We start from the raw sequence: 13,187 nt of genomic DNA, 5'->3' as shown, positions 1-13,187 counted from the left end.
ATCGTTAATAGTATTTGTTTTATTAAGGGTTTCAGCAATTAAGTTAGTTAATAAGATAACACTAGCAATAAATTATACAGTGTTGTAGTACGTTTTATTATTTACTCTTTTCTTTAAATATAAAATTCTCTATTTTATTATTACTATATTTTTTATTTCCAATCACTTTACCATTTTCTATTTTCAAAACTAAGCCCTCTAAGAATTTATATTCTATTTCTTCTGGTTTACTATAAATTTTAATAATAGAATACTGTGTTAGCTCCCATTTATATTTTAGTTTTGAAGTAATATACTCTGAACCGCAACTAGAAATATCTTTTTCGGTTATTAGTACTTGTTCTTTGGAGAAGTTTAATATTAAATACTTTTGTACTCCAGCACAAGGGTTTGGTTCGGGAGTTTCCTCACATACGTAACCAATATTTGATACATATTCTTTGTTGGTTAATATGTCAGTTTTATTTTGAGCGTTTACATTCATAAATAAGTTAATAAATAGTAAAAATAGTATAAGTCTTTTCATTATAATTTCTATTTAGTTGGATTGAATGTATTACAACTCTTTTGTATAAACAATTTCAGTATTTTTAAACAATAAAAAAGATAGTATAAACGTACTTTTTGCAATTTTTTAATGTTAGCTAATATAGCAAAAAAAGGTAATTAAATAGTAGAGTAAGAGGAATGTATAAATTGTTTTCTATAAAAAAAGACTGCCTTTAAAAGCAGTCTTTTCAATTATATATAAAGTTGTTTTATTACGCTTTTTCTTGTCTACGTTCACAAGCTAATAAAGTGTTTTTTAATAGCATAGCAATCGTCATAGGACCTACACCACCTGGTACAGGTGTAATGTGCGATGCTTTTTCTGCTACTTCGTTAAAAGCAACATCACCTACTAATCTAAATCCTCTTTTCTTAGAAGGGTCAGCAACACGAGTAATTCCTACATCAATAATTACTACATCGTCTTTTACCATATCACCTTTTAAAAATTCAGGAATACCAATAGCAGCTATAATAATATCGGCTCTTTTAGTCACCTCTTTTAAGTCTTTGGTTCTACTATGCGTAAGGGTAACCGTTGCATTTCCTACTTTTCTTTTTTGAGACAGTAAAATACTCATTGGGCTTCCTACAATATGACTACGACCAATAACTACAACATCTTTACCAGAGGTTTCAATGTTGTAACGGTCTAACAATTCTAAAATTCCGAAAGGAGTGGCAGAAATATACGTAGGTAAATTTAAGGCTAACTTACCAACATTCATAGGGTGGAAACCGTCTACGTCTTTATCAGGGTTTACAGCCATTAATACCTTTTGTTCGTCAATATGGTCGGGTAGGGGTAATTGTACTATAAAACCATCAATATCATTATCTATATTTAAAATAGCAATTTCGTTTAATAGTTCTTCTTCAGTAGTTTCTTCAGGAAGACGAAGTAAAGTAGATTCAAAACCTACACGTTCGCATGCCTTTACTTTTGCGTTTACATAGGTTAAACTAGCTCCGTCATTACCTACGATAACCGCTGCTAAATGCGGTGTTTTTTTATCGTTTGCTTTTAACGCTGCTACTTCTAAAGCAATTTCTTCTTTAATGTCTGCTGATGTCTTTTTACCGTCTAGTAAAATCATAGTCTTGTTAAGTTTTCAGTATACAGTCTTCAGTATACAGTTGTTGTGTTGTAATTGTTGTGTTGTTATATTCTAAATTCATCAGGATTTTTAATCATATAATTGATTAATTTCCCAACTTCTTTGCTTTTGTTTTTAATAGTAATATTTTAAAAGTTACTTCAGTAGAAGTATTATTTTTTAATCATAAATTAAGTTCAAATACTATATGTCAGTTCGAGTATCAACCAGAGGGAGATGTATCGAGAACCAGTTCCAAATGTCTCGATACAATTTATCTTCCTTTTAGTCAGAAAAATCACTCGACATGACATAGAAAGAACTTAATAGTTTTAAAACTCATAAATACAGCTTACTGAATACTGTTTACTTTGGTACTGTAAACTAAATAAAAAAAGACAGGCAGAAGCCTATCTTTTTTATATTATCTCATGCCTTTCATCATTTGCATCATTTTTCTTCCGCCACCACCTTGCATCATCTTCATCATTTTGCTCATTTGGTCGAATTGCTTCATCAACTGGTTAACTTCTTGTACCGAAGTTCCGGATCCTTTTGCAATTCGTTTTTTACGACTCGCATTTATAACAGAAGGCGTACTTCTTTCTTCAGGAGTCATAGAGTGTATAATAGCTTCAATTCCTTTAAAAGCATCGTCGTCAATATCAACATCTTTTAAGGCCTTACCAGCACCAGGAATCATACCTACTAAGTCTTTCATGCTACCCATCTTTTTGATTTGATTGATTTGATTTAAGAAATCATCAAAACCAAACTGATTTTTAGCAATCTTCTTTTGTAATTTTCTAGCTTCTTCTTCATCGTATTGTTCTTGGGCACGCTCTACTAACGAAACAACGTCTCCCATTCCTAAAATACGATCAGCCATACGACTAGGGTGGAATACATCAATTGCATCCATTTTTTCACCCGTACCTATAAATTTAATAGGCTTGTCTACTACCGATTTAATAGATAAAGCAGCTCCACCACGAGTATCACCATCTAACTTAGTTAAAACAACTCCGTCAAAATTTAATACATCGTTAAAGGCTTTGGCAGTATTTACAGCATCTTGCCCTGTCATAGAGTCTACCACAAATAAGGTTTCTTGTGGACTTACAGCTTTGTGGATGTTAGAAATCTCCGTCATCATTTCTTCATCAACAGCTAAACGACCCGCGGTATCGATAATCACCACGTTTTTACCGTTTGCTTTTGCATGCTTAATCGCATTTTGAGAAATTTCTACAGGATTTTGATTTCCTTCCTCAGCATATACTTCAACACCTATCTGCTCTCCAACAACACGTAACTGGTTAATTGCGGCAGGACGATATACATCACATCCTACTAATAAAACTTGTTTAGTTTTCTTAGTTTTAAGATAGTTAGCCAGCTTACCAGAAAAGGTTGTTTTACCCGAACCTTGTAAACCAGACATTAAAATTACAGTAGGTGAACCACCTAAGTTAATACCAACGGTATCACCACCCATTAATTCGGTTAATTCATCCTTAACTAATTTTACCATTAGTTGCCCAGGGTTTAACGTTGTTAATACGTCTTGACCTAAGGCTTTTTCTTTTACTGTTTTGGTAAAATTCTTAGCTATTTTAAAGTTAACATCGGCATCTAATAAAGCTCTACGAACTTCTTTTAAAGTTTCTGCAACGTTAACTTCGGTAATTTTTCCGTGTCCTTTCAGCGTATGTAACGCCTTATCTAACTTTTCGCTTAAATTATTAAACATGTATCGGCTTCATTTTTTAGAGGCACAAATTTAGTTATTAGTTGTTAGTTTTTAGCAATTTGTTAGTAGATTTTTTCTGCATTATTGTATAAAAGTGTCCGATTTTTAATAATTAGTAAGAGTAGTAGTCACTTTTTTTAGTTTTTGTATTGGTAACAAGAGGAGTAAATACTATAAATCATCCGTAAAATGTTTGCGACTTTTCTCTTGACTAAATTTTTGTTGATTGAAGTTTTTAGAAGCATTTTTAGGAATGGATAGCGATACCCATTTTTCGTTTTGTAGCATTTTGCCTAAAAATACAATTTGCCCAATGTGATACGGATAATGGCAAATTTGACGGTTTATTGCTTCGGTTACTGTATGCCCTTGGTTTCTTATGTAGATGATTTTTTCTAAATCAGTTTCTTCTAAAGAGTTAATAGTGTTTAAAAAACAATCCCAACCTTTTTCCCAATAGGCAATCATTTCTTCTTTGGTTGTAAAAGTATTTATAAACTCGTCATCTCTATTTCTCCACGATTTTTCTCCATCTTCAGTAAAAAAGTTAGTCCAACGAGATAACATATTACCCGCAATATGCTTTGCAATTACCGCAATAGAGTTGCTTTCTTGATTGTATTGGTAAAATAGTTCTTCTTGTGTAAGTTGAGTAAAAGTTTTATCGCCTAAATTTTTATAATAGGTTATTTGTTTTTTTACACTTTCTAAATAAGAGTTTTGCATGGCATAATTTTTTAGTATACTACCTCGGGGCAAGCTCACGAGGCATTTATAGGGAAAAAGTTCTTGGCTGTGCCAATAAAAAAGAATGGTTAAAACCAGCCTTAATTTACAATTTTATTTATTAGGAATGAACTCTAAAGCAACTCCATTAATGCAGTGACGTTTACCTGTAGTTTTTTTAGGTCCATCATTAAAAGAGTGTCCTAAATGTCCGCCACAAGTATTACATTTTAATTCTGTTCGAGCATACCCTACTTTATAATCTGTATCAAGCTCTACATTTCCTTTAATAGCTCTATCAAAAGAAGGCCAACCACTACCTGAATCGTATTTGTTTTCAGATTTATATAGTGGGGTTTTACAGGCTGCACATACATAGGTTCCTTCTTTCTTGTTAAAGTTTAAAGGACTTGAGTTTGGACGTTCTGTACCCGCTTCTCTAAGTACATAGTACTGTTTTGGAGTTAATAACTTTTTCCACTCACTGTTGGTTTTGTTTACCGCGTACTTTTTCTTGTTTTGAGCGTTTACAGTAGTACTAACTGTTATTGCTAAAAGGAATAAAACAACTAATTTTCTCATGGTTCTTTACTTATAAAATCAACAATTTTGGAAGCAACTTTTGAGTTACGAAGAATTCTGGTGTGTCCTAAGCCTTCCGTAATTAAAAGTTTTCCATTCTGTAAGTTTTGACGTATTGCTATTGCACAACTTACATCAACATCGCCATCAAATGAATCATGAACAACTAAAGTAGGTATTTTTACATCTTTAGCTTTTACGCTAGAGGAGTGTATATCAATATCTCGTTGCCATTTTTTATCAAATAAGCGTTTCATTTTATGAGCTATAACTGGTTTTACTTGTAAGTTTTTAGTAAAGTTTAAAATAACATCTGATATTTTATCAGCAGCACCAACAGTAACCAATTTGTTTACAGCAAAATTTTCTGAAAGAGCGTTATACAAGCATACACCGCCAAACGAGTGCCCTATAGCAGCATCAAAAGGTCCAAATTGTTTGTTGAGTTCAGTAATGGTTTCTAAGAACTCTGGCATTTCGGTAGTTTTTCCTGTAGACTTTCCATGCGCAGGTCCGTCAAAAGAAATAACCATATAGCCTTTTTCCAAGAGTTTGTCAGCAATCATATATAATTGGGTGCTTCTTCCTGCCCAACCATGTACCCATAATACTTTTTTAGTTGAGTAACCATATGATAGTACTTGAATGTCTTTTGAGATGGATGGCACATTTATTGTTTTCTTTTGAGCACTCTCTAACATTACTTTTTCTCTCTTAGGAATAGGAAAGTTAACAGGAGTTGTAAAAAGCCTTGTACCAAATTTAGCTGCTTTGTTAGTAGATATAAACTGTAAAGTCTTAGCTGAAAGTATGACAGGTTTAGGAATTTTTATACTTGGTAAAGCTGTTTTTGAATGCGTAAAATTCATGAATTAGTTTTTAAGATAAAGATAGAATTTGTAGCTTTAAAGACATAATATATTATCAAGTTTGTGACAAATAAGTTAATTTCGTGTCATAAAAGATACAACCAAGAACATAGAATTTTAAACTATTAAACAATGAAAAAAATTATAGCCCTAACATTTTTAGCTGCTTTTTTAGTAGCGTGTAGTACTGTGCCAATTACGGGAAGAAAAAGATTAAACTTTGTAAACGATGCTCAAATCTTACCTGCAAGTTTTGCACAATACAAAGGGTTTTTAGAAGAAAATAAATTATCTACAAATACAAAACAAACAAATCAAATAAAACGAGTAGGGAAAAATATTTCAGCAGCAGTAGATCGTTTTATGAGAGCTAATGGAATGACTACAGAAGCAAATGCTTATGAATGGGAATTTAATTTAGTAGAAGATAAAACAGTTAACGCTTGGTGTTTACCTGGTGGAAAAGTGGTGTTTTATACAGGAATTATGCCTATTTGTGCTAATGAAGATGGGGTTGCTGCTGTGATGGGGCACGAGGTTGCTCATGCATTTGCAAAACACGGACAAGAACGTATGTCTACAGGTCAATTACAACAATTAGGAGGAGTTGCTCTAGCCTTAGGTACTCAAAATAGCAAAAATGCTGAAATGTGGAATATGGCGTATGGTTTAGGAACTCAAGTAGGAGTAATGTTACCATTTAGTAGGGAACATGAAACCGAAGCAGATAAGTTAGGGTTAGTTTTTATGATTATGGCAGGATATGAAGGAGAAGAAGCTGCTGAAGTATGGGTACGAATGAGTGAACGCTCAGGCGGAGGAGCTCCTCCAGAGTTTATGAGTACACACCCATCTAATCAAACTCGTATTCAGACTTTAAGAAACTTTTTACCAGAGGCTAAAAAGTTAGCAGCAAAATACAACGTGTCTGCGAGTAAATAAGATTGATAAATTATAGTATATTGCAAACCGTTCATGTTATATGAGCGGTTTTTTTATTAGAATTTATATGTATAAAATAGGAGATAAGAAGCTAATTAACGGATGGGCATTTTACGATTGGGCCAACTCAGTATATTCATTGGTAATTAGCACAGCTGTTTTTCCGTTGTATTACAGCGGAGTAACAGAAGGTAAAATTGTAAGCTTTTTAGGAATGGACTGGGAGCATCCAGATAGTTTATATAGTTATGCATTGTCTTTTTCGTTTTTAGTAGTGGCTTTTATTTCTCCAATATTATCGGGTATTGCAGATTATACAGGAAGTAAGAAAAAGTTTATGAAGTTTTTCTGTACTCTAGGAGCATTATCGGTAATGAGTTTGTACTTTTTTGATGGAATTGATACTGTATGGATAGGTATTTTATTTACTGTTTTAGCAAGTATTGGCTTTTGGGCAAGTTTGGTGTTTTATAATGCTTATTTACCCGAAGTAGCCCATCCTGAACAACAAGATAGAGCCAGTGCCAAAGGTTTTGTATATGGTTATGTAGGTTCTGTAATTTTATTACTCATCAATTTGGCGATGATTATGTTCCCAGAAACTCTAGGAATTAGTGCAGGAATGGCATCTAGAATTTCTTTTGTCATGGTAGGTTTATGGTGGTTAGGCTTTGCTCAAATAACCTTTAAACGATTACCTGGTAATGTGTATAATAAAAAGCCTGAAAAAGATTATATATGGAAAGGGTACAAAGAGTTACAAATAGTGATAAAAGAAGTATTAAACTATCCAACGTTAAAACGTTTTTTAATTTCTTTCTTTTTGTTAAGTATTAGTGTACAAACTATTATTTTAATGGCTGCTATTTTTGGTTCTTCAGAATTAGGCTTGTCGTCTACAAGTTTAATAATTACCATTTTATTAGTACAAATAGTAGCAATTTTAGGAGCGATTTTATTTTCAAGGTTTTCAGAAAAATGGGGGAATATAACAGCTTTAAAAGTAACTATTGTAGTATGGATGTTAGTTTGTTTTTGTGCTTTCATGTTAGATAAATCTCAAGAAAATGTAGCTATTTACTTTTATGGACTAGGTGGTTTACTGGGATTGGTACAAGGGGCTATTCAAACCTTAACACGTTCTACGTATTCAAAATTATTGCCAGAAACAGAAGATCATGCTACGTATTTTAGTTTTTATGATGTTACTGAAAAAATAGCCATTGTTTTAGGAACTGCTGTATATGGAACACTAAATTGGATTACAGGTTCTATGCAATGGAGTGTGTTGTGTTTAGCTATTTTCTTTTTGGCCTCATTTATCATTTTAAGCACACTAAAAAAGACAAAATACGTAGAATAACTAAAAAGGAACTGGAGAGGTAAAACTGACTTGTTTTTTTGAAGTAGGGTGTACAAATGTGATTTTTTCGGCATGTAAATACAATCTATCTGCTTTGTTTCCGTATAAATCATCACCTACAATAGGAGTGTTTAGTCCCAAATTATGTGCAGCATGCACACGTAATTGATGCGTGCGTCCAGTTATAGGATAAAAGTATACTTTTGTTTTGTTGTTTAGAACTTCAACTTTTTCCCAAGTAGTCAATGCTTCTTTTCCGTGTTGGTAACACACAAGTTGTTTAGGGCGATCGTTTAAATCTACTCTAATGGGTAACTCAATTTTTCCTTTATCTTCTTTTAAAATACCATCTAATAAAGCCACATAGCGTTTTTGTATAGTTTTATGAACAAATTGTGCTTGTAAAGCTTTATAAGTTTCTTCATTTTTAGCAACTAAGAGAATTCCAGAAGTTGACATGTCTAACCGATGTACTACTAACGGACCTGTTGCTTTTGGATATAATTTTTGAATACGACTGAACACAGAGTCTTTTATTTCTTTTCCAGCTACCGATAATAATTCATGTGGTTTGTTGATGACTAACAAATCTGAATCTTCATAAATAATTGTAATTTCTTTTTCTTCCTTTAATAGAGTAACTAACGGATTTTCTTCTACAGTCATTCCTCGTAACATATGCGTTAGAATAGGCTTGCATTTACCAGTGCACGCAGGATAAAAATATTGATGTTTTCTTATGGAAGTTTTTAAAGGTTTTCCCCACCAAAATTCAGCCATACAAATAGGTTTTAATTGGTGATTGTATGCATATTGAAGTAATTTAGGAGCGCAACAATCACCAGCACCAGCAGGAATGTTTTGGGTGGAGTCTGTAAAAACATCTAATAAGTTTTTAGTTTCTCCTCGATAGTTAAGAAAAGCATATTTTTTAAATATTTCTTGTTGCGCCCAAGCTGAAAGGTTTGTGCGCTGTTGTTTTAACTCCTGAGCTTGATGTTGCTTTACGTGATACGCTTTTTTTAATGCTGCTATTTTATCGTTTAAATACACTTCGTATTCACGTAAATAAAACTCCTCATTAATGTTTAACTGATTGTTTTGTTGCCCTAGTTTTTTTCTAAGCTTTCTCCGTTGTTTGATTCTTGATTGTTCTTCAGTTAGAAGTTTTTTGTGCAGTTGTTGTGTTTTTTGATATGCTTTTTTTGCTTCAATAAAACTAGAGGAGCTTTCTAGATTTTCTATTTTATGGGTTAACTCATTAAGTTGTTCTTCTGTTGTAAGGTAGAATTCATTTTTATCTAAAACATCAAAAACAGGCGGAACAAAATGTTTGTGTTGTGTGCTTTCAGCAAGTTTACCAGAGAATGCAGCTAAATAGCCTAAGGTTCCATTTTGATCTTGCACAACTAAGACTCCAAACATTTTTCCAAGCGAGTTGGTATCCTCAGGATTTTTAATTCCAAAGTTGTGCGAAAAATCAGTTTGATTTGTTAAATATTCTTGTAATTCTTTAGCAGCTATTTGTGCTAGAGTATGAGGTGAATAATTATAAGGATAATCGAACTTTTTAGGTAATTCAATAGTAGAAACATCCGAAGAAAAAGAAATAATTTTGGTCATAATAAAAAGAAAAAGTGTTGCTTTCACAACACTTTAAACGATTAATCTCTATAAATTTTATCGTATAAGTCTTTATACATTTCTTTGATAATGTTTCGTTTCATTTTCATGGTAGGAGTAAGCTGTCCTCCGTCAATAGACCATTCTTCTTCGGTTAACTCAAACTTTTTAATAGTTTCCCATTTACCAAACTTAGTATTGGCGTAATCTACTTCTTCTTGAATACGCTCTATTACTTTAGGGTTATTTACCAAGTCTTTATTATCTCCAACAGTTATATTGTGCCTAATTGCCCATTCACGAACAAATTCAAAATTTGGTTGAATAAATGCAGCAGCCATTTTTTCACCTTCACCAATAACCATTACTTGCTCAATAAAGCGAGATTGTTTTAATTGACCTTCTAGTAATGGTGGAATAATGTATTTACCACCTGAGGTTTTAAACATTTCTTTGGTACGTCCAGTTATTTTTAAGAAACCATCTTCACATAATTCACCTTTATCACCTGTATGGAAGTATCCGTTTTGTAAAGCTTCAGCAGTTTTTTCAGGATCTTTATAATATCCTTGCATTACATTTGGTCCTTTTACTAAAATTTCTCCATTATCGGCTATTTTAACCTCAACACCATCAATTAATCGACCTACAGTTCCTAATTTAAAACCTCCATTACGCATATCGTTTACAGCAATTACAGGTGAAGTTTCGGTAAGACCATAACCTTCCATTACCGGCATTCCAGCAGCTGTAAATACTCTAGTTAAACGTGGTTGTAACGCGGCAGAACCTGAAACCATTATTTTTAATTCTCCACCTAAAGCAGCTTGCCATTTAGAGAAAATAAGTTTTCTAGCAATATTTAGTTTTTTTTCATACCACCATCCGTTAGCTCCATAAGGTTCGTATTGTAAACCTAACTCAATAGCCCAAAAGAACAATTTCTTTTTAATTCCTGTTAAGTCGGCTCCTTTGGCATAAATTTTATCATAAATTTTTTCATACAATCTAGGAACCGCGGTCATTACATGCGGTTTAACCTCTTGAGCATTTTCACTCAATTTATCAATAGCTTCAGCAAAATAAATAGAGATACCACAGTATTGATATAGGTATAGAAGCATACGTTCAAAAATATGGCACACAGGTAAGAAACTCAATGCACGACCTTGTCCATATACTAATGGTACTCTTTTCTCACTACTTAAAACATTTGACACAATGTTCTTATGACTAAGCATAACGCCTTTAGGGCGTCCAGTAGTACCAGAAGTATAAATTAGGGTTGCTAAATCGTTAGTTGTAATAACATTTTTACGTTCTTCAACTTCATTTTGATTACTTTCGTCTTCTCCTAATTTTAAAACCTCTTTCCAGCTTTTTTCGTCAGTTATATCGTCAAAAGTAAATATTTCTTTAAGTTGAGTATTTGCTTTTATTTGGTTTAGTTTTTCTAGAATAGTTTCATCAGAAACGAAGCAATAAGTAGCTTCTGAGTGATTTAAAATATATTCGTAGTCTTCTTTAGAGATAGTTGGATAGATAGGAACGTTTTGAGCTCCTGTTTGTAATATTCCAATATCACAAACATTCCATTCAGTTCTATTATTTGTTGAAATTACAGCAATTTTATCATTAGGTTGTACTCCTAATCGTAACAAACCTCTACTTATAGCATTGGCTTGTTTAATATATTCATTGGTTGAAATAGATTGCCATTTACCGTTGTATTTTGTGGTAAATGTGTTATCTAAATTATAGTTTTCTTGTTGATAATAAGGAAAATCAAAAAGACGTGTAATTTCAATCGACATATGTTCAAATTTTTGGGCTCTGCAAAGTATGAAAAATACCCCGATTGCACAAGTTGTAGTTTACTGGTTGATTTATTGAGGATTATATATTTTTTGATACAAACTATTGTATTTTTCTAAGATTATTTTTCGTCTCATTTTTAATGTCGGAGTTAAATGACCCGAATTGATAGACCATTCATCAGGAGTAATTTCAAAGCGTTTTATTTGTTCCCACTTCCCAAATTTTTCATTGTAAATATCAATCTCTTTTTGAATTCGTTTGAGTAGTTTCTCATCTGTAGTAATATCTGCAATTGTATGGTGGTGTCTTTTTGACCATTCTTGAACAAATTCAGTAGCAATTTGAATTAATGCAGCCGGCATTTTTTCACCTTCACCAATTACCATAACTTGCTCTATAAAACGTGACTTCTTCAACTCACTTTCTAAGATAGCAGGAGCGATGTATTTACCACCTGAAGTTTTGAAGATTTCTTTTTTTCGATCCGTAATTTTTAAAAATCCGTCATTGTCTAGTTCTCCAATGTCTCCTGTATGGAAATAGCCATTTATAATGGATTCGTTAGTTTTTTCTGAATCTTTATAGTAGCCCATCATCACATTAGGTCCCTTCACTAAGATTTCCCCATCCTCAGCTATTTTTACAGTTACATTTTCAATTACCTTCCCAACAGTTCCTATTTTAAACCCGTTGTTTCGCATATCGGTAACAGAAATTGCAGGAGAGGTTTCGGTAAGTCCGTAGCCTTCAAAAACAGGAATGCCTGCCGCAGTAAAGATTCTTACAAGCCTAGCTTGGGTTGGAGCGCTACCTGCTAGCATAAATTCTAACTGTCCTCCTAAAGCTTCTTTCCATTTAGAAAAAATAAGTTTTCGTGCTATAGAAAGCTTGAATTCGTACCACCAACCGTTTGCTTTATAGGGTTGATATTGTTCACCTAATTGTAATGCCCAAAAGAACAATCTTTTTTTTAGACCAGATAAGTTACTGCCTTTATCTACAATTTTATCGAAAACTTTTTCTAATAAACGAGGTACTACAGCCATAAAATGAGGTTGAATTTCCCGTAAATTATCTCCAACTTTACCAATACTCTCAGCAAAATGAATTTCAAAGCCCATATATTGACAGTAATAAGAGGCTGCACGCTCAAAAATGTGACAAATGGGAAGGTAACTTATCACTTTTTTTTGATTGTCTTGTAGATTAAGTCTTTTTCCAACAGCAAAAACGTTGCTAACAATGTTATTATGTGAGAGCATAACCCCTTTTGGAGTTCCAGTAGTGCCTGAAGTATAGATAATAGTAGCTAAATCAGATGGATTTATAGACTCTTTTAATTCGTTTACTTTTGTTTGAAGAGCTGTTTCGTTACCAAGACTTAAGAAAGAACTCCACCCATAATCTACATCTAATTCTTCAAAAGTGAATACTTTTTTGAGCTGTGTTTGTTCTTGAATTTTGATTACTTTTTGATAGAGTTCATCATCAGAAACAAAACAATACACACTATCAGAATGGTTTAAGATATAAGCGTAATCTTTTTCTGAAAAAGTAGGATATAAGGGAATATTTACTGCACCAATTTGCAAAACTCCAATATCTAACAAATGCCATTTTGGTTGATTTACAGAAGTAATTACAGCAATTTTATCTCCTGGTTTTACTCCAAGATTCAATAAAGCTTTACTTATGATGTTAGTATCTTCAATATATTTTTTAGTAGAAATACTTTTCCATTCATTATTTTCTTTAGAAACTAAGCAATCTTGTTGTGGGTAGTTTTCTAGTTGGTGATATGGGAAATCAAAAAGACGTGTAACTTTTGAAGATATATGCATGTAAATGATTTTGGTGATGCATAA

At 32.7% G+C, this 13,187-nt stretch carries 11 protein-coding genes; 2 read left to right on the top strand and 9 right to left on the bottom strand.

All coding sequences use genetic code 11. From position 1 onward, the window contains the following. Positions 1-97: 97 nt before the first annotated feature. The 6 genes from NH341_RS10045 to NH341_RS10020 all read right to left on the bottom strand — a co-directional run bounded on the left by NH341_RS10045 (position 98) and on the right by NH341_RS10020 (position 5,576). Complete coding sequence (locus tag NH341_RS10045) at positions 98-526, bottom strand: hypothetical protein (protein ID WP_253056712.1); 429 nt, start codon at positions 524-526, stop codon at positions 98-100. A 235-nt stretch (positions 527-761) separates the two neighbouring features. Continuing rightward, positions 762-1,646, bottom strand: a complete 885-nt coding sequence (folD, locus tag NH341_RS10040) for a bifunctional methylenetetrahydrofolate dehydrogenase/methenyltetrahydrofolate cyclohydrolase FolD (protein WP_253056710.1) — start codon at positions 1,644-1,646, stop codon at positions 762-764. A gap of 424 nt (positions 1,647-2,070) precedes the next feature. Then, positions 2,071-3,399 (bottom strand): signal recognition particle protein, encoded by a 1,329-nt coding sequence (ffh, locus tag NH341_RS10035; RefSeq protein ID WP_073182820.1) that lies wholly within the window; start codon positions 3,397-3,399, stop codon positions 2,071-2,073. A gap of 171 nt (positions 3,400-3,570) precedes the next feature. After that, on the bottom strand, positions 3,571-4,125 hold the full coding sequence (locus NH341_RS10030; RefSeq protein ID WP_253056708.1) for a DUF1572 family protein: 555 nt from the start codon (positions 4,123-4,125) through the stop codon (positions 3,571-3,573). Between the two features lie 114 nt (positions 4,126-4,239). Then, positions 4,240-4,707 carry a peptide-methionine (R)-S-oxide reductase MsrB gene (gene msrB / locus NH341_RS10025; protein WP_047787846.1) on the bottom strand — a complete coding sequence of 156 codons (468 nt, stop codon included), beginning with the start codon at positions 4,705-4,707 and terminating at the stop codon, positions 4,240-4,242. Next, a complete protein-coding gene (locus NH341_RS10020) occupies positions 4,704-5,576 on the bottom strand; it encodes an alpha/beta hydrolase (protein ID WP_167713899.1) in 873 nt (290 codons plus the stop codon). The genes msrB and NH341_RS10020 overlap by 4 nt, the downstream gene beginning before the upstream one ends. A gap of 132 nt (positions 5,577-5,708) precedes the next feature. Between NH341_RS10020 and NH341_RS10015 the strand changes: the two genes are divergently transcribed. Together NH341_RS10015 and NH341_RS10010 are read left to right on the top strand one after the other, a co-directional pair. Beyond that, positions 5,709-6,518, top strand: a complete 810-nt coding sequence (locus NH341_RS10015) for a M48 family metallopeptidase (protein WP_167713898.1) — start codon at positions 5,709-5,711, stop codon at positions 6,516-6,518. A 67-nt stretch (positions 6,519-6,585) separates the two neighbouring features. Beyond that, positions 6,586-7,881 carry an MFS transporter gene (locus tag NH341_RS10010; RefSeq protein ID WP_159495138.1) on the top strand — a complete coding sequence of 432 codons (1,296 nt, stop codon included), beginning with the start codon at positions 6,586-6,588 and terminating at the stop codon, positions 7,879-7,881. Here NH341_RS10010 and NH341_RS10005 read toward each other — a convergent pair whose 3' ends face one another. The 3 genes from NH341_RS10005 to NH341_RS09995 form a co-directional block, all read right to left on the bottom strand. Next, complete coding sequence (locus NH341_RS10005) at positions 7,882-9,504, bottom strand: RluA family pseudouridine synthase (protein WP_253056706.1); 1,623 nt, start codon at positions 9,502-9,504, stop codon at positions 7,882-7,884. It lies immediately after the preceding gene. A 41-nt stretch (positions 9,505-9,545) separates the two neighbouring features. Beyond that, positions 9,546-11,318: a long-chain fatty acid--CoA ligase gene (locus tag NH341_RS10000; RefSeq protein ID WP_047787841.1), complete on the bottom strand. Its 1,773-nt coding sequence runs from the start codon at positions 11,316-11,318 to the stop codon at positions 9,546-9,548. Positions 11,319-11,390: 72 nt separating this feature from the next. Further along, on the bottom strand, positions 11,391-13,163 hold the full coding sequence (locus tag NH341_RS09995) for a long-chain fatty acid--CoA ligase (RefSeq protein WP_253056704.1): 1,773 nt from the start codon (positions 13,161-13,163) through the stop codon (positions 11,391-11,393). Positions 13,164-13,187: the final 24 nt, after the last annotated feature.

Source organism: Tenacibaculum sp. XPcli2-G, assembly GCF_024124505.1.
In the GTDB taxonomy this organism is placed as follows: domain Bacteria; phylum Bacteroidota; class Bacteroidia; order Flavobacteriales; family Flavobacteriaceae; genus Polaribacter; species Polaribacter mesophilus.
The sequence above is the reverse complement of the archived record's forward strand: the minus strand, read 5'-3'. Positions and strand labels throughout refer to the sequence as shown.

What these genes read in the sequence shown, in the direction of transcription:
- NH341_RS10045 (WP_253056712.1), bottom strand. Translation starts at nt 526, where the DNA reads ATGAAAAGACTTATACTATTTTTACTATTTATTAACTTATTTATGAAT.
- folD (WP_253056710.1), bottom strand. Translation starts at nt 1,646, where the DNA reads ATGATTTTACTAGACGGTAAAAAGACATCAGCAGACATTAAAGAAGAA.
- ffh (WP_073182820.1), bottom strand. Translation starts at nt 3,399, where the DNA reads ATGTTTAATAATTTAAGCGAAAAGTTAGATAAGGCGTTACATACGCTG.
- NH341_RS10030 (WP_253056708.1), bottom strand. Translation starts at nt 4,125, where the DNA reads ATGCAAAACTCTTATTTAGAAAGTGTAAAAAAACAAATAACCTATTAT.
- msrB (WP_047787846.1), bottom strand. Translation starts at nt 4,707, where the DNA reads ATGAGAAAATTAGTTGTTTTATTCCTTTTAGCAATAACAGTTAGTACT.
- NH341_RS10020 (WP_167713899.1), bottom strand. Translation starts at nt 5,576, where the DNA reads ATGAATTTTACGCATTCAAAAACAGCTTTACCAAGTATAAAAATTCCT.
- NH341_RS10015 (WP_167713898.1), top strand. Translation starts at nt 5,709, where the DNA reads ATGAAAAAAATTATAGCCCTAACATTTTTAGCTGCTTTTTTAGTAGCG.
- NH341_RS10010 (WP_159495138.1), top strand. Translation starts at nt 6,586, where the DNA reads ATGTATAAAATAGGAGATAAGAAGCTAATTAACGGATGGGCATTTTAC.
- NH341_RS10005 (WP_253056706.1), bottom strand. Translation starts at nt 9,504, where the DNA reads ATGACCAAAATTATTTCTTTTTCTTCGGATGTTTCTACTATTGAATTA.
- NH341_RS10000 (WP_047787841.1), bottom strand. Translation starts at nt 11,318, where the DNA reads ATGTCGATTGAAATTACACGTCTTTTTGATTTTCCTTATTATCAACAA.
- NH341_RS09995 (WP_253056704.1), bottom strand. Translation starts at nt 13,163, where the DNA reads ATGCATATATCTTCAAAAGTTACACGTCTTTTTGATTTCCCATATCAC.